The following is a 16,917-nucleotide window of genomic DNA, read 5'->3' on the forward strand; positions in this document are numbered from 1 at the left end:
TCTTTCGTATTAGATGAAGAAAATCTGATTATTTTCTATTTAATTTCTTACAAAATTCCTACGAAGTGTTGGAAGCGAAATGGTGAATTCAATATTGTCGTTAGAACTAGAAACGGAAATGGTTCCTTTATGTAATTCGACAATTTCCTTGGCGATCGCTAGTCCTATACCAGCTCCACCTGTATTGGTGCTTCTAGAGCTATCTAAACGGTAAAATCGCTCGAAAATACGGGTTAATTTTTCTTTAGGAATGGTATGGCCCTTATTAGAGAATCGAATAGTTACACCTTGTTCTTCTTCGGTAATTCTGATGCTGATCGTACTATCAGGAAAACTATAACTGACAGCATTTCGAATAATATTATCAAACACTCGCTCCATTTTGCTTACATCACATTTCATCTCGATAGCAATAGGGGAGTCTAACTGAATTGTTAGATTCTTTTCTTCCATCAGTGGTTGGAACTCAAATGCTATTTGTTCAAGCATTCGGGTTACGTTCACCTGACTCGGCTCTAAGGTTAATTGACTTAAACTAAAACGAGTAATGTCAAAAAACTCATTGATTAAGTCTTCCAACCGAACAGCTTTATCTAACGAAATAGAGGTGTACTTTTGCCGGAGTTCTTTTGATATATCTTGTTCATCTCTCAGTAAGGTTAGATAGCCAATCACGGAAGTAAGGGGTGTCTTTAGATCATGGGCAAGATAAACGATTAAATCATTCTTTCGTTGCTCGGCTTCCCTTGCTATTCGCTCATTTCGAATCGCTTCTTGCTTGACTTGATTCATTTGATCTTCCACTTGCTTTAACTCTAGCGGTAGACGAATCAGCTCATCATTCTTTGACACTAAATCATTACTTGCTTCCACGATAGTATCAAAATAACGACTAATTCTTTTCCAATTAATGACTAGAATGATAATAAATCCAATAATCCAACATCCAGCAAGTAACAAAAGGGGATGAATATTAATTAGTTGAAACAGTGACCCAAAGAAGTAATCACTAGGATACCAGTTGGAATTTAATATAATCAAAGCAGAGATAGAAGCGGTCAAAATTAATCCAACAGTGAAAAGAATGACCATAACAACGAATCTGTAAAATATTGCTCTTGTTATGTCCTTGCCTAAATAAGTTGACTTACGATTACTCAATGGTATAGCCAACCCCCCATACTGTTTTAATAAACTTCGGATTTCTTGATTTTTCGTTCATCTTTTCTCGTAAACGACCAATATGGGCCATCACTGTGTTATTGTTATCAATGTATTTTTCTCCCCAAACTGCTTCAAAAAGGTCTTCGGATGAAACGACCTTCCCTTTGTTCTCACATAAATACCATAAGATCGAAAATTCTAGCGGTGTAAGGGGGAGCTGTTTGTCGTAAAGGATACATTTATGATTGTCTTTATTGATATATAATCCTGCAAAATCATATGTCTTAGGATTTACGTCGATGTTTTCGGATGTTTCCGTTGGGTTATAGCGCTTATACCTTCTTAATTGGGCCTTTACTCGTGCAACCATTTCTAGGGGGTTAAAAGGTTTGGTAATATAGTCATCTGCACCAAGCGTAAGTCCGGTAATTTTATCTATATCTTCTATTTTTGCTGTTAACATAATAATAGGATAATGATATTTTTCCCTAATTCGCTGACATAAGGTAAAGCCATCTACGTCTGGTAACATAATATCTAGTATGGCTAAATCAAATGTTGTGGATTGAATACAATCTAACGCTTCCTTTCCGTTAGATAATTTATGAACGACATACCCTTCATTCGTAAGATATACCTCGATTAAACTAGCAATTTCTGTTTCATCTTCAACAATTAAAACACTTGTACTCATTTCTTCACCTTCATTGTTAAGAGATAATTGCTGCATTCTACTAAACTTCAATTGGATTATATCATAGTTCTTCTGACAAGAAATGATATTCATAAGCGACAGGTGAGTAGGTTTCGAACAAGAAGAACGTTATACGAAGCAATCCTACCAGATGGGCTTGTAATACCGTTTTTATCAAATTGATGAAAGCGGGAAAATAAGTACATCTTCTCTAAAAAATAAAAAAAGGAAAGGTTCTGGTGACTCAAACGGATCCTGTTCTAAAGACAGAAGGCAGTACAATATACTTAGGAGTGTCAGAGGAATTTTCCGTTCTTAAGGGTGGGGTGTTCTGATTGTCATCCTTTATCTAAACAATGTACATACGTTGAAAACATTAATGAAGCAGTTAATACAATGGCTATAAGAAGTAAGAGGGCAAGATTAGCTGTGTTATATCACCAAACTAAGAGTCGTATCCTGTCACTAGTGATATCAAAACCTGCAAAAAAGGGATGTTAGAGTCACCCCAATTCTTTTATAAAATAGGAAGGAGATCATAATGGTAAAAAAGTACGGACTGATTTTGATCCTTACAATCGCGATGACTGCTTGTACAAACGAGGAAATGGTAGAAGAAGAAATAATGAAGGATGAAAAAACGGAACGAGACTGGGCATCTATTTCTTTGTTTGATTGGGAGAAGGAGGAAATTCGCTTACCGAAGGAGGAGTTTCAAGATTACTTACATTGGCTTAGTAGTCGTGAAGATTCTGAAATTGAAAAGGCCGAAATGATTGATCATAAGACCATCGATGTCTACTTCAGTGATAATATGGATGAATTACTCGTTGACATACCTGAAGAACTGGTGGTTGAGCCGACTAAAGTTTACGAGACGGTGGCAAGTATCCAGGATACCCACTTGCGTGAAGCCTACAAAGCATCGACCTACTATCAGAATCAGATTGAGCCGACCATTCGTTATTATGACAATGAGGATCAATTAATAGTATCATTCAACCAATCAGCTGAGGTGCGCACACAAGAAGAGGAAGAACGTAAGGAACAAAACCGTACAGACCTTGGCACGTATGGTTTCAATCAATCCGTGATGTTTGAGAATTTTACCATCACCTTTACGGGGGGGAATAACATTCCAAGAAGGTTGGAGGACGAAATATATACACCGAAGCATGTCGTTCATCTTGGAGTTGAGTTTGAAAATACATCCGATCGCAAGTTTTTTGCATCCGTTGATTTATTTACGATTACGGATTCCTGGGGGAATGAACTCGATCTTTATAAATTTGATGATCGCCTGGCCGAATTCGTTGATCCAGGCCAAGCGATTCACGGCCCGATCTACTTTGTCGCATCTGGTAAAGGTCCTTATGAACTAACATATCGAACAGAGGAATCGAAAGCGACGTGGATTGTGGAAGATGAGAGGGTAGGGCTCGATTAATAGGCCGTTTAATCAGGTAGATGCCTGTCTAAGAATCTTTCAGGCACGCATAATAAAAAATGCACAATGGGCAATGTTGCCCTTTGTGCATTTTTGTGTTATAAATTTATCTATGTTCATTTAATGGGGTGAAGGGATGTCAGAAGAAAGTCTAAGGCTGAAAAAGAAAAATGCTACAAGACAGGCTCTTGCTGAAGCTGCTTTTGAATTAGCGATGGAGTGTGGGGTAGATGGTTTTGTAGTAGAGGATATCGTGAAAAAGGCAGGTTTTTCAAGGAGGACATTTGCTAATCATTTTTCCTGTAAGGAAGAGGCTATAGCTAGTGCTCTGACGATGGGTGATTTTCAAGAAACAGAAGAAGAGACGTCTTCGGCATTAGAAGGTCTTACACCATTAAGTATGATCGAGTTACATATTCTGCGTAGTTTTACGATTGATAAATTAACAAGACTACATGAATTAGTTTCATTATCTAAAGGCCATCCAACTCTTAGATTGTATGTAACCGGTGCTTTAAAAGGAGTACAGGACTATGCAAGAAATTGGATCAGTGAAGAGTTTGGTAGTGAATACTCCGATGAGTATTATCACCTATTAATTGGTGCGGTATTTGGTGCGGTCATGCCTGTACTTGATGGAAGTATTAATGTTCAGCTTCCTGTAGGTGATGTAGACAAGCAAGATAACAATGATTTCGATGAATACATGAAAATCGTATTCTCAAAATTAAGAGAAGGCTTCAAGTAAGTTAAACATAGGGTAGGGGTGCAGAGAATGTCAAAATTATTTTATAAAATAGGCCAAACAGCTTATAACAAGCCATGGGCATTTATTGGCAGCTGGTTGTTAATTCTAGCTGTGATCGTCGCTTTGATCGTAACGAACGGTGTTAACACGACGAGTGAGACAAGAATTGACGGTACTGAGTCTCAAGAAATCCTTGATCAGCTATCAGAAGAGTTCCCAATGGCTTCAGGTGGACAGGGAAGTTTTATTTTTGAGGTTCCTGAAGGAGAGCAGGTTGATTCTGCTGAAAATATCGCCTCGCTTGCTACGGCAATTAACGATATTTATGAGCTGGATTATGTTGTAAATCCACTTGATATGCTAGAGGAAAGTGGCGGTATGGCTCAGCTACAAGAAATGCAAAGCCAGCTCGGGCAGGTACTCGAACCAAAAACAACGTATAGACCTTTAGTTGTTAATGAATTTCCAGTTCTAGGTGTTAAGATTTCAGAGGAAGGGAACATTGCTCTCTTTTCATTTCAATTGACGGAACAAGTCGAGAACCTATCTGCTGATGAAGTTGATCAATTAATTGACTTAGCTAGTAACGTAGAAGACGACTCAGCGATTAGCGTACTTCAAACAGGTGCACTTAAAGGTAGTGCTGATCTTCCTATAGGGGGAACGCATGAGATTATTGGTCTAGCTATAGCAGGTGTGATCCTTGTTATTACGTTAGGATCGTTAATTGCAGCTGGCCTACCGTTAATGGTTGCCCTTATTGGTGTCGGTGTTGGTGTTGGCGGAACATTTGCCTTTTCAGGTTTGTTCGAAATTAACAGCCTTACTCCAGTCCTCGCGTTAATGATTGGTTTAGCGGTTGGGATTGATTATGCATTATTCATTGTAAACAGACAAAGAAAGCTAATCCTTGAAGAAAAGCTGTCAGCAAAAGAAGCGGCAGCACGAGCAGTAGGTACAGCAGGGAGTGCAGTGTTCTTCGCTGGATTAACGGTCATAATCGCCCTTTGTGGATTATTAGTCGTACAAATTTCCTTCTTGAGCGGTATGGCTCTTGTTGCTTCAATGACAGTATTCATAGATGTACTTGTTGCACTTACGTTATTACCTGCCCTGCTAGGGTTAATAGGAGAAAGAATTGTATCAACGAAAACTAGAAATAAAAATAACACAAAAGAAAGCAGACCTACTTTTGCCACTCATTGGATTAATGGAGTCATTAAGTTCAAATGGCTTGTAGTTGCTCTTGTCATTGTCGTTTTAGGAACGATGGCGATTCCAGTTACTGAGATGAATCTAGGAATGCCTTCAGGAGCAAGTGCGAATAAGGACGCTCCCGAAAGACAAAGTTATGATGTCATCTCTGAAAGTTTCGGAGAAGGCTATAATGGAACATTGTTACTTGTAGCTGAAGAAAAGGATGCTAACCCAATTGATCCACAGGAATACATTCAATTAATTGCAAACATCGGTCAGCTTGATAGTATTTTAGAGGTTCAACCAGGTGGGTTTAATGAGGATGGCACGATAGGGATAGTGAGTATTACCCCAACAGGTGGTCCATCAGACGAAGCAACGCGGGATTTAGTTGAGTTTTTAAGAATGAATGATTCAGTTATTGAAAACACAAATCTTGACGTAGGAGTAACGGGGTTAACTGCTGTTAATATCGATATCTCAGAGAATTTATCTGAAGTTTTCCCAATCTATATCGGGGTTATTGTTGTCTTATCACTGGTGATCCTACTGATTGTATTTAGATCAGTGATTGTCCCAATAAAAGCTACACTTGGTTTCCTATTAAGTATTATGGCTACATTTGGTGCGACGACAGCTGTATTCCAATGGGGCTGGTTCGGTTCACTATTTGGGATCGATACGGGTGGACCGTTGCTAAGCTTCATTCCGGTTATGGTTACAGGTATTTTGTATGGTTTGGCGATGGATTATCAAGTATTCCTAGTATCCTCAATGCGTGAATCATACATCCATGGCCATAAAGGTGATAAGGCTGTTGTGAGCGGATATACGATTGCGAGTAAAGTTGTCGTTGCGGCAGCATTAATCATGGTCTCAGTATTCTCAGGCTTCATTTTCACACATGACATCATGATCAAGCAAATCGGATTTGCTCTTGCCTTTGGTATCTTAATTGATGCATTCTTAATTAGAATGATCTTCGTACCAGCAGTTATGTCGATGTTTGGTGACAAGGTTTGGTGGCTACCAAAATGGTTAGATAAACTCTTACCTGACCTAGACATTGAAGGGGAAAAGTTAATTCAAGAGCTGAATAAGGAAAGTGAATTGAAGAAGAATAATTGATGAGGGTTTAACAAAGCGGGGGAATTTAACTATGAGGAAATTCGGACAGTGATCGTTAGCGGAACGTAAACCGCTACTGAAATATACTTCGCTTTCCGCGGGAAGCCGGTGAGCCTCCTCGTCTTCGCCTGTGGGGTCTCACCCTTGGCTTTTGATCCCGCAGGAGTCTACGCATATTTCATCCGCTACATGATTGCTTTGTTTGGAATTTCATGTCCCAGTCTCTTAGTTATATTGTTGAACAACTAAGTTAATCAATTAAAAAAAAAAAGAGACCACTGATACAAAAATATCAATGGTCTCTTTTCGCTTTTGCTAAATAAGAGACGGTTATTCGTCAATTACTTCTTTCTCGTCGATGATTTCACCGTCACCAAGCTGATCTTCTTCTTCAATCTCTACTTCTTCAAGTTGTCCATTTTCTTCTTCAACTTCAATTTCTTCAATTGGCTCAGCTGGAGCAGGTACCTCATCATCTCCACATGCAGCTAGTGTGAAGATGGAACAAGCTACGATTGAAAGAGCAAATAGTTTTTTCATGTTTAAAACCTCCTTTTCTTTTAGTATTTTCAACTTTTTGTTAATTATTAGGTGTTTTTTAAAAAACTAATCGGCATTTGGCAAGGGAGTAAGATCTTTAGATGCTTTGTAAGGAAATGTTATTAAAAAGTTGAATCATCTACGCCAATCATTTAAAATAAAGAAAAGAGACCACTGATGCTATAACATCAGCGGTCAACTGCAACAGAACAGCCCTTCAAGAGGGGCGGCTTTTTCTTTGAATTGAAATAATCCACCTAAGCCTGCACAAGCTCAAGGGTGGATTATTTTCTGTCTATAAATGACAGAAAAGCAATGAGCAGTGTTGCGAAGAGTAACATAAGTGTTAATGCTTCGAATACTGTCAGTTGGCATCACCCCCTTTCACTGGGGATGCCGCCACCCTTGAGAAGCCTATTCTATTACGAATAAATTGTATCAAAGATTTTAAATCGAAGGAACATTTGTTCGTATTTTAGGTGTAAAATAGCTGAAATTAAGTTGTTTATATTTAGAGTTGGATTAGCGAGTTAATAATACATACGAGAAATCACAATCGACTTTGGTCGTCTTGTATTGTAATAATTTCTATTCTCCTCTAAGGAAAATAATGTTAATATAAATAAAGGAAAGAGGAGGATGATGACGATTTTTAAGTTTATTTTTTACGCTGTTTTGTTTTACTTTTTTGGATTCTATTATGCGAATTTTACAAAAGACACGGTGTTTGATAACTTCTTTGTCATGCTAGTTAGTATTTTTATCATTATTTTCTTATTTGAGTATTTAATGAATTTTGTGGAGAAGAAAAAAGCGACGGAGCCAGAGGGTGAGCACAGGAACGAAACATTTGATGAGCTAATGGCTGAATTAAAAAACGAATTTGAGAAAACATGGACTGTAGGATTTAAAGACCATCAGATTAAAATTGTGAATGCCTATAACCAAGAGGAATTATATATAAATGAAAAGCTTGTCGCCAAAAAAACGAGAAAACACTGGTATTCTTGGATCCGGCCGTACCAAACGTTATCAGCTGTTATCGAAGAGGATAATCAACGTTTCCAAGTGAAGGTGAAAATGGGTGGACTAATCAGCTTATATTGCAAAGTTTACGTAGATAAGCAAGTGATTTTAAATGAGAAGGTGAAATATTCATTTTCATCAAACGGGTTAAAGGAAAAGGACTAAACGAAAAGGGTAAATAGCTAAATGCTATTTGCCCTTTTTGTTTATCTCAGAGAGAGCCAGAACATCAGCGAAATCTCTCTTAACAATTCTAAAAAAACCTCATATTATTTTCTTACTTCTATGTTCAATTATCTTTCTACCAACTCTAGCTTCTCGCCATTTGGACCTTCGAAAAAAGCGATTTTAGTTGTGCCATTTAGAATGAGTAGAGGTTTTTCATCTATTAATTTAACACCTGCTTCTTTTAATCGCATGAGTTCAGTTTCGATGTTTTTTACAGTGAAGGCTAAGTGGTTTACGATTCCTTCGTTTTCAACTGGGACACCGGAAACAAGTTCAATCTCTACACTCGGCTGTTCTGGGAAAAATAAAAAAGCCAGTTCAATCGTTTCATTTAACCATTCTCTATTCCTTAATTCTAAGCCGAGTATATCCCGATAGAATGATAAAGACTCTTCCATGTCATTAACCATGATCCCTACATGTTCCATTTTCACAATGTATTCCTCCTACTATTCACCTGATTAGTCACTGAGTAAATTATACCCTTCTTGTGCTTGATCTTCAATTTTGCAGTACAAATGTTGAAAACGCTGTTGACTATTCAGTTGAACTGTATTAAATTATTATTAAGTTGAAATGTATAGTTGAACTGAATAGAGGGTGAGAAGATGAAACATAAATTATTGCCGCTGTCCGAAACGATGCATTATATTTTATTGGCTCTACGTGAACCACTCCACGGCTATGCTGTAATGCAGAAGATAGAAGAAATAAGTAATGGTACTGTTATTTTAGCTGCTGGGACATTATATGGAGCAATTGAGAACTTGACTAAGCATGGTTGGATTGAACCTGTTGGAAATGCAGGTCGGAGAAAAATGTATCTAATAACTACAGATGGAAGAGCTGTTTTGAAAATGGAACAAGAAAGGCTAGTGCATATTTTATCCTTGTATGAAGGAAGTGAATCAAATGAAGAGGGTTAAAGTATTTTTTAATATTGAAAAAGAAGAGCAATGGTTGAACGAGCAATTACAAAAAGGCTATCGTTGTAGAAATATTAGTAGTTTAGGGATATACACCTTCGAGAAAACTGATAAGAGATATGTGATGCGACTTGATTATCAAGACTACCTATCTAAGCAAAAGTTAGCGGAATACAAAGGGATATACGAGGATTTCGGGTGGGACTATTTAAATGGGTCGTGGTTTAGTGGAATACGCTATTGGCAAAAAGAAGATGATGGTCAAACTGAGATCTTCTCGGATCGCCAGTCAAAGAGTAATTATTATAAAAGATTAATGGATTATTCATTTTGGTTGGGTACGCTCTGTTTGGCTTATTCATTTATGCTCTACAGCGACTCGGCATTATATCATAAAGGTCTTTGGAGCATGGAAGGTTCATTGTTTTGGAAAGCATTATTATTTGAAACGCCTTTTGTTGTCTTGAAGTTGTTGCCGGTGATTTTGGTTGTTTTGTTGGCGAGAAGCTTCTATAAATCTTATCGGAAATATTCAATGTTAAGAGAGAACTAATGAGGGAAGGTTGAGTGTGGGTTTCCTAGAAGTAGTTGAGGATCATGTAGCTATCAAAATTAGGTCTTATATTTAACTGATAGTTAGCCATACCTAACGTAGTATGTTAGTGTGATAGAGTTTTTAAAAACAAGCCGTAACTTCCTCTGGGGTTGTTACGGCTTGTTTAGGTTTAGATGAAACCTTGATTCGAAACTGTTATTTTTGGAAACGCGAGAACCGTCCCTTCGTTTCCTAGATTTATTTGATTATGAATGTTCGTTCTAGTAAACTTACTGTGAGTTTACCATACTATTTCCAATTGTGAATTCGCAAAAAAGGAGGGGTTACATGCGTAACAAGCAGAGACTTCTATCTGTTTGTGGTATTGTTTTCGTGATATTGGTTGTGTCTATCCTGTATGAATTAATGAGTGATCCAGATTCCTATCGCTTTTATACAGGTATTGGAAGTGGGATTGATGTATCTGAAGATGGAACTGAGCTATTATTTTCATATTATCAAGAGGGTAGTGAGTCGATTTACTTGTCTGATCTTGATGGAGCGAACGTACAACAATTGACGAACGCAGACGGAGAAAGACATCGACAACCAAAGTATTCAGGTGACGGGGAATCCATTCTTTATCTAAATGAAAATGAAGATGGTATTCAATCTATTGTTGTTGCGAACAAAGATGGAAGTGAACCAAGACAGGTAACGGAGCGTGATCAACAAGTTACCGAAGCGATTTTCTCTCCAGATGGGAATCATATTTATTATAGTGCCATACCTAGTAAAGATTTTGGTGTTTTAGAGGGGACGGCGGATAACGGTTATGATTTGTACTCAGTTGATCTGACTAGTAATGAAGTCACGAATCTGACAAGCCAAGACTACTTTACACTAAGTGCATTATCCGTTTCATCAGATGGAAAGACGATTTATTTCAGTCTGTTTGAAGGAGAAAAACAAGAACTGTTTGCTTATAATCTTGGGGATGGCACGGTCAGGCAGCCCCTCCCGCAATTACCTGAGTTGTATTCACCTATGATGGCAAAGGATCAGCAAACACTTGCCTATACGGCAGTCGCTGGGCAATCAGAGGATAGCTTATTTGAATATGAATTGTTTTTGTATGATGTTGAGTCCGATAAAACAAAGCAAGTGACACAGTTTGGGACCCAGGTCTCGTCTCCAGTCTTTTTCAAAGGAACAACTGAACTTGCTTTTCTTGAACAGACGAATTGGCCTGACGATCCTAGTGAGTTTCAACCGTGGGTGATGGATCTAGAAACGGAAACCTTAAACAAAATAAACTTGCAACTTCCAGAAGAGCAAAAGGAACTGAGTGTAATTCAAATCGTTGACGGAATGATTAACGGAGTAATGATTGCGAGTTTGTACGTTTTGTTGTTTAGTCTATTGACTGTTTATAGCCACTTTCACCTTGGGAAGGCGTTTTTGCCAACTATTATAAGTGGTAGTCTGACGGTCCTGCTTCTAGGTAGCAGCTTTGTGATTGCAGCAATGATAGATCCTTGGTTAGCACTAGCGATAGGAGTACTGGCGGGTGCATTGTTTGTTTGTACAGTCTTAATTTTAATCTTTACGGTCGTGTTTAGATTTCTCATGAAAAGACGTTTGGCGTAGTAGTAAGTTTAAAGTTCCTGCCTCCTTTTGATTGATAGCATCGGGAGTGGGAACTTTTTACTTGAAGTGTAGATTGAATCTATTGCTTGTGGCTTTGAATTGGAAACGCGAGAACCGTCCCTCTGTATCTTCCGTGTTTTTTTATAGTTTTTTAACATTTAGTATCTATAAACTGTTTCATTTAACCTATATGCTGTAAATGTAAGCACTTACAATTACATTTATGGGGGTTGGAAGATGAAGGTGAAGTTGAAATTTATCTTATTGTTGCTTGTCTCTCTTTTCTTTATCGCAGCGTGTGGCGGAACGGATGCGACGACTGACGAAGCTGAAGATCCAGAAACAACGGATGCTGCAACGGATGATGCTAATGAAGAAGCTCCAGCAGGGGAAGAGAATGTCACGATTCGCTTTGCATGGTGGGGTGGACAAGAGCGTCATGATATGACTCTTGAAGCAATTGAACTTTTTCAAGCTGAATATCCAAATATTACAGTTGAAGCTGAATATACCGGTTGGGATGGTTATTGGGAAAGATTGAATACGCAAGCAGCGGGTAGTAACCTTCCTGATGTCATTAGTATGGATAACTCTAAACTAAATGAATATAATTCACGTGACTTACTAGCGGATTTAACACCATTTATTGAAGCGGGAACGATTAATTTAGAAAATGTCGATTCAGTCTATCAAGAAATTAATCATATTGATGGTGAGGTTCTTGGTATCTCTGCAGGAGCCAATGCCTTGGCAGCACTGATTAATAGAACCGTATTAGATGAGCACGGGATCGATTTACAACCTGGTTACACATATGAAGATCTTTATGATGCAATGATCAAGATTAAAGAAGCTGAGGAAGGTGAATTCTTCGGTTATGATCTTGGAAATGCTGAATTTGAAATGTTTACTTTTTATGCACGTCAAAATGAAGAGTCATTGTTTAACGAAGAAGGAACTGGTTTAGGTTATTCAGATGAAACGCTTGAAAATTTCTTTACCTTTATTCAAAAGATGGTGAAGGACGGGGCATCTCCTAGTCATGATGTGACGATGGAATATATTGAAGGTGGCCTATCAATCGTTGCGGAAGGTACCGCGGCAATGGGGATAACGACAAGTAACCAAATTATTGGAGTGTCTCAGCAAACAGAAGATACGATGGAGTTAGGCCTTTTACCTGCACTTGAAGGTGGTACACATGGAAACTGGATTCGTCCAAGTATGTCATTCTCGATTTCAGAACAGTCAAAGCAACATGAAGCTGCGGCACTATTAATTGATTTTCTCACTAATAGCATCGAAGCAAATGAAATCCTGAAGGCGGATCGTGGTGTTCCTATCTCATCTGAGGTTCGTGAGCATCTTGCATCAATTGTTGAAGGACCTGTAAAAGCTACATTCGACTACTTAGAGTTAGTCGCTGATTACACAAGTCCTGCAGACCCACTATCTCCAGCCGGTGAATCTGAAGTTCGTGGTTCATTCATTAGAATTGTCGAATTAATCAAATACGATAAGATTTCACCTGCAGATGCAGCTAAGCAATTCCGTGAAGAGGCAGAAGCCATTCTTCAATAAGCTTCTTCAGTGTAACCTCTTTAAGCGACAACAATTGTCTGCTTAAAGAGGTTTTTCGTTTCATACTAATTCCTATGAAGAAAGGATAATTCAAGTGGAAATCCTATTGTGGCCAGAAGGAGCTCCTCTTTCTACCGGGGAAACGGATGAAGACCAACCTGCAATAATTCCGTATTTGGTAGGAGAGAACGCACCTGTCGTTGTTGTTTGTCCAGGAGGAGGGTACGGTAGACGAGCAGATCATGAAGGTGAACCGATTGCTAAATGGTTGAACTCGATTGGCATTTCAGCTTTTGTTTTAAGATATCGCGTCGCTCCATATCGATACCCTTGTGCTTTTCTTGATGTTGCACGGGCGATTCGAATGGTTCGATATCATGCAGAAAAGTTTCAGATTAACCCTGAAAAAATCGCTGTGCTTGGTTTCTCTGCAGGTGGCCATCTTGCGTCGATGATCGGAACTGCCTTTGATTATGGGAATTCTTCAGCAGAGGATCCAATTGAAAAGACGTCGAGTCGACCTAACCTCCTTGTGTTATGTTATCCAGTTATCACGATGAAGGAACCATTTATGCATGAAGGCTCACGCATCAATCTGTTGGGTGAACAACCCGATAAGGGACTAATTGAGCAGCTAAGCAGTGAACGCCAAGTTACAAAAGAAACCCCTCCAACCTTTCTATGGCATACATCAGATGACGCTGCCGTTCCTGTAGAGAATAGCCTACAGTTTGCCTCAGCTTTGCGAAAGAACAATATATTATTTGATCTACATGTCTATGCAAAAGGACGTCATGGATTAGGGCTGGCGGAAGAGGATTTGCATGTAGGTGGCTGGACTAGAGCTTGTGAATCGTGGTTCAAGTTGAATGGGTTTATTGCAAATAGTACTAGTTAATGACTTTTAGATTGATCCTTGTGAGACATCTCTTTTCGGTGTGTGGGAATGCTGGCACAATTCCTAGCTATCTGTGCTGGTATTCCTTGCCTGACAACCGTCCTTTAAGGATAAATAGACTTTGACTAAGATAAAAACTGTTATTTAAGATGGAAACACGAGAACCGTCCCGTCGATTCCTCGATTCCTCGCCGATTCCACCGATTGTGAAACCAAAACTTTAAGTGAATCGTAATAATAGTAACTATCAACAAAATCATTGAAAGGAGATACATAATGTATCTATATTTATGGATCGTATTTATAGGCTTTATCCTTTTGACCGCATTGCCGTTGTTTTCTAAGAAAAGAAGAACGAAGTGGGCTGTGGGGCAAGCTGTTGCGGTTACTTCTGCTATTATCCTAGCCATTTTTTTCATTGAAATGGTGAATACACCACCATTACCGGCAATTATTTTTGTAGTCATTGTTAGTTTTTTAGCTGATCGATCTACTTACACGAAAACAGGGTTGATTATCGTTGGTGTTATTCTCAGTATTTCTGCTGGAGGAGCCTATTATTTATTTCACGACGATCCTGAGTATGTGGAAAATTACATAACTAACAATCCTGATCTGGCTTCAATATATGTAAGTGTTGACGGAGAAACAGTTGTCAGCCAAGAGGCAGATCTGAAGCGCCCACTCGCCAGTGTAGTAAAGACAATTATCGGTATCGAATATGCCAATCAAGTAGCAAATGGGACAATCGATCCTGAGGAACGTATCCCAGTAGAAGAACTGGACAAGTTTTATCTTGCTAACACTGATGGTGGTGCACATCCCGCCTGGCTTGAGGAAATGAAAGCCCATGATAAAACAAGCAATAATGAAGTGTCATTGCATGAAGTGGCGAAGGGAATGATCACGTTCAGTTCCAATGCGAACACCGATTTTTTAATAGAAAAACTAGGAGCTGAATCGATTAATACAGTTATAGAAACGTTAGAGCTTGAAAATCACGATCCGATCTATCCGCTTGTCTCAGCCTTATTAGTATCAGAATTTGTAAAAGATCAGCATGAAGAAAGCTTAAGCAACGACCAATTAACGGAGATGATCGAAACGATGCCTCTTGAGAAATATAGGGAAACAGCCTGGAAAATCCATGATATGCTGTATGAAGAAGAAGGGATTTATGTCAATGAGTCCATTTCTATTTCAATGGACTTACAGGAGGTTTGGTCTGACAACTTGCCTAATGCAACAGTCGAGGATTACAGAAAAGTAATGAGTGCGATTTCGAATAATACCGCCACCATTCCAGGTGGTGAGGAGATTCTCCGAGACGTTATGGAATGGCCTATGGAACTTCATCCTTCTAATCGGGAAAAGTATGCTCATTTTGGAGCGAAAGGCGGCTCAACTGCTTTTGTCCTTAACCAGGCTCTTTATGTGGAAAGTAATAACGGAAAAAAGATGGAGCTAATGATCTTTACAGAAGGGTTTTCTTTTATAGAACAACTTAAAATGAACCAAAATATGAATTCATTTTTAAATAAAGTCCTTGACGAGCATTTATCCGAGTAAATCTTCTATTCTATTTAATTGCTAGTTAGTTCCATTGGATTATTTTGATGTTTACTGCATATGAATTTCTACTTAATGAGTTAAATAACCGAAAATAGGTAAGATGTATAGTGATTGAGAATACAAGAGTCTGAATAGCTTTAGTAAACCCCTTGCTTTTTTCTCTAAAACTCAAAGTTGACATGTTAAAATGGCATGATAAGATTGAAATGATTCATTAACTTTATAGAACGAACTGTTACCACTAGGGGGGCCTTATTTGGCTGAGATGAGAGTGTCGCTTTCAAACCCTTTGAACCTGAACTAATTAATAGTAGCGTAGGGAAGTGGACATCAAAAAAGCTATGTAGTTTCTTCCGTATTATCTAGTTAAAAATGATGGCCGCTCTCTATTCGAGAGCGGCCTTTTTTTGATTCTTAAAAGGGGCTTCAGCCTGTCGCAGTCTTACAAATCACTAGTATTGGAGTGTCACATGTGTTAGAGGATTATTTAGCGTTAAAACAAAAATTGAGTACATTCATCTCTCAGCCTACTTCGACGGAAGAGGCCTTTAATGAGATGGCATTAAACGTATTTCAATTTCAATATGACCATAATCAGCCCTTTCGTAAATTTTGTAGGAAAAGACGGGTTTCTCCGAGAAATGTGAAGCACTATACGGAAATGCCACCTGTTCCGATCGATGCTTTCAAACTAACCACATTATCCTGTCATCCAACAGAAGAGACAGAGGCACTATTTATGACAAGTGGAACAACTAACCCTGAAAAACGGGGAAAAAACTATCATCGTGATTTAGAAGTCTATGATTTATCGATGAAGACGCATTTTAAATCTCATATTATTCCTGATCGTGATCAAATGAAAATGTTCGTTCTTTTTCCGACAGAAGAGGAGATGCCAAACTCATCGTTAGCACACTATTTACATATTGCGATCGATACATTTGGTACTGAAGACAGTCAATATGCTTTTTCAAAAGAAGGCTTTGAACTAAATCGCTTGATTGACGAGCTGCAACAACAGCAAGAGCCTATCCTGCTAATCGGTGCGACATTCTCTTTCATTCATTTATTAGATGAGTGCAAAGAGAGAGGAATCCGGTTTAATCTTCCTACTCATAGTCGCATCATGGATACAGGTGGTTCTAAAGGACGATCACGTGAAATGACTCCAAGCGTATTTAAACAAGAAATGAGCGAATTGTTCTCGGTTCCACCTGAACTGTGCGTCAATATGTACGGAATGACAGAATTAAGCTCACAAATCTATGACCGTAGCCTGATGGACTTTTATAACGATCAACCAATACGTACACGTAAACAGACACCACATTGGGTTAAAACAGTCATCATGGATTTAGAGAAAATGGAAGAAAAAGCTGTAGGTGAAAAGGGAATCATTGTTCACTACGATTTAGCAAATATCAATTCGGTGATGGCCATTCTGACAGAGGATATGGGCGTTCAAGAGGAAGATGGGTTTTATTTATTAGGTCGAGCAAAAGGTGCAGAAGCAAAAGGGTGTTCACTAGCTGTAGAACAATTTATCGCATCCTCTAAGAAATCTGAAGGAGGGATTTAAC

16 protein-coding genes and 1 riboswitch are annotated in these 16,917 nt (G+C 38.6%); of the genes, 11 read left to right on the forward strand and 5 right to left on the reverse strand.

Going from position 1 to position 16,917, the window contains the following annotated elements; genetic code table 11:
- Positions 1 to 39: 39 nt before the first annotated feature.
- Both J7W16_RS22460 and vanR read right to left on the reverse strand, forming a co-directional pair.
- Complete coding sequence (locus tag J7W16_RS22460; protein ID WP_419095832.1) at positions 40 to 1,161, reverse strand: sensor histidine kinase; 1,122 nt, start codon at positions 1,159 to 1,161, stop codon at positions 40 to 42.
- Positions 1,154 to 1,858, reverse strand: coding sequence for a VanR-ABDEGLN family response regulator transcription factor (gene vanR / locus J7W16_RS12290; RefSeq protein WP_210597652.1), 705 nt, complete (start codon positions 1,856 to 1,858; stop codon positions 1,154 to 1,156). Before vanR ends, J7W16_RS22460 begins: the two co-directional genes overlap by 8 nt.
- Positions 1,859 to 2,399: 541 nt before the next feature.
- Here vanR and J7W16_RS12295 point away from each other — a divergent pair.
- The 3 genes from J7W16_RS12295 to J7W16_RS12305 all read left to right on the forward strand — a co-directional run bounded on the left by J7W16_RS12295 (position 2,400) and on the right by J7W16_RS12305 (position 6,378).
- Positions 2,400 to 3,305, forward strand: coding sequence for a hypothetical protein (locus J7W16_RS12295; RefSeq protein WP_210597591.1), 906 nt, complete (start codon positions 2,400 to 2,402; stop codon positions 3,303 to 3,305).
- Between the two features lie 136 nt (positions 3,306 to 3,441).
- A complete protein-coding gene (locus J7W16_RS12300) occupies positions 3,442 to 4,053 on the forward strand; it encodes a TetR/AcrR family transcriptional regulator (protein ID WP_210597592.1) in 612 nt (203 codons plus the stop codon).
- A 27-nt stretch (positions 4,054 to 4,080) separates the two neighbouring features.
- The gene (locus tag J7W16_RS12305) at positions 4,081 to 6,378 is read left to right on the forward strand and encodes an MMPL family transporter (RefSeq protein WP_210597593.1); all 2,298 of its coding nucleotides are present in this window, start codon (positions 4,081 to 4,083) and stop codon (positions 6,376 to 6,378) included.
- Between the two features lie 330 nt (positions 6,379 to 6,708).
- On the opposite strand, the gene J7W16_RS12310 is transcribed toward J7W16_RS12305, so the two are convergent.
- Together J7W16_RS12310 and J7W16_RS22465 are read right to left on the reverse strand one after the other, a co-directional pair.
- Complete coding sequence (locus tag J7W16_RS12310) at positions 6,709 to 6,918, reverse strand: lipoprotein (RefSeq protein WP_210597594.1); 210 nt, start codon at positions 6,916 to 6,918, stop codon at positions 6,709 to 6,711.
- Between the two features lie 284 nt (positions 6,919 to 7,202).
- A complete protein-coding gene (locus tag J7W16_RS22465; RefSeq protein ID WP_419095836.1) occupies positions 7,203 to 7,286 on the reverse strand; it encodes a putative holin-like toxin in 84 nt (27 codons plus the stop codon).
- 274 nt (positions 7,287 to 7,560) lie between these two features.
- Here J7W16_RS22465 and J7W16_RS12315 point away from each other — a divergent pair, with 274 nt between their 5' ends.
- A complete protein-coding gene (locus tag J7W16_RS12315) occupies positions 7,561 to 8,109 on the forward strand; it encodes a hypothetical protein (RefSeq protein ID WP_210597595.1) in 549 nt (182 codons plus the stop codon).
- 128 nt (positions 8,110 to 8,237) lie between these two features.
- On the opposite strand, the gene J7W16_RS12320 is transcribed toward J7W16_RS12315, so the two are convergent.
- Positions 8,238 to 8,600: a VOC family protein gene (locus tag J7W16_RS12320; protein WP_210597653.1), complete on the reverse strand. Its 363-nt coding sequence runs from the start codon at positions 8,598 to 8,600 to the stop codon at positions 8,238 to 8,240.
- A 180-nt stretch (positions 8,601 to 8,780) separates the two neighbouring features.
- On the opposite strand from J7W16_RS12320, the gene J7W16_RS12325 reads away from it, so the two are divergent.
- The 7 genes from J7W16_RS12325 to J7W16_RS12355 all read left to right on the forward strand — a co-directional run bounded on the left by J7W16_RS12325 (position 8,781) and on the right by J7W16_RS12355 (position 16,916).
- Positions 8,781 to 9,098 carry a PadR family transcriptional regulator gene (locus J7W16_RS12325; protein WP_210597596.1) on the forward strand — a complete coding sequence of 106 codons (318 nt, stop codon included), beginning with the start codon at positions 8,781 to 8,783 and terminating at the stop codon, positions 9,096 to 9,098.
- A complete protein-coding gene (locus tag J7W16_RS12330; protein WP_210597597.1) occupies positions 9,085 to 9,651 on the forward strand; it encodes a DUF2812 domain-containing protein in 567 nt (188 codons plus the stop codon). The genes J7W16_RS12325 and J7W16_RS12330 overlap by 14 nt, the downstream gene beginning before the upstream one ends.
- Before the next feature lie 330 nt (positions 9,652 to 9,981).
- Positions 9,982 to 11,283 carry a TolB family protein gene (locus J7W16_RS12335; RefSeq protein WP_210597598.1) on the forward strand — a complete coding sequence of 434 codons (1,302 nt, stop codon included), beginning with the start codon at positions 9,982 to 9,984 and terminating at the stop codon, positions 11,281 to 11,283.
- Positions 11,284 to 11,520: 237 nt separating this feature from the next.
- Entirely contained in the window at positions 11,521 to 12,864 is a 1,344-nt protein-coding gene (locus J7W16_RS12340) for an ABC transporter substrate-binding protein (protein ID WP_210597599.1), read from the forward strand.
- Between the two features lie 94 nt (positions 12,865 to 12,958).
- Entirely contained in the window at positions 12,959 to 13,762 is an 804-nt protein-coding gene (locus J7W16_RS12345; RefSeq protein ID WP_210597600.1) for an alpha/beta hydrolase, read from the forward strand.
- Positions 13,763 to 14,038: 276 nt separating this feature from the next.
- Positions 14,039 to 15,331: a serine hydrolase gene (locus tag J7W16_RS12350; protein ID WP_210597601.1), complete on the forward strand. Its 1,293-nt coding sequence runs from the start codon at positions 14,039 to 14,041 to the stop codon at positions 15,329 to 15,331.
- A gap of 236 nt (positions 15,332 to 15,567) precedes the next feature.
- A riboswitch (TPP riboswitch) is annotated at positions 15,568 to 15,673 on the forward strand.
- 133 nt (positions 15,674 to 15,806) lie between these two features.
- Complete coding sequence (locus J7W16_RS12355; protein WP_210597602.1) at positions 15,807 to 16,916, forward strand: LuxE/PaaK family acyltransferase; 1,110 nt, start codon at positions 15,807 to 15,809, stop codon at positions 16,914 to 16,916.
- Position 16,917: the final 1 nt, after the last annotated feature.

It is taken from the genome of Halalkalibacter suaedae, assembly GCF_017939705.1.
GTDB classification, from domain to species: domain Bacteria; phylum Bacillota; class Bacilli; order Bacillales; family Bacillaceae_D; genus Halalkalibacter; species Halalkalibacter suaedae.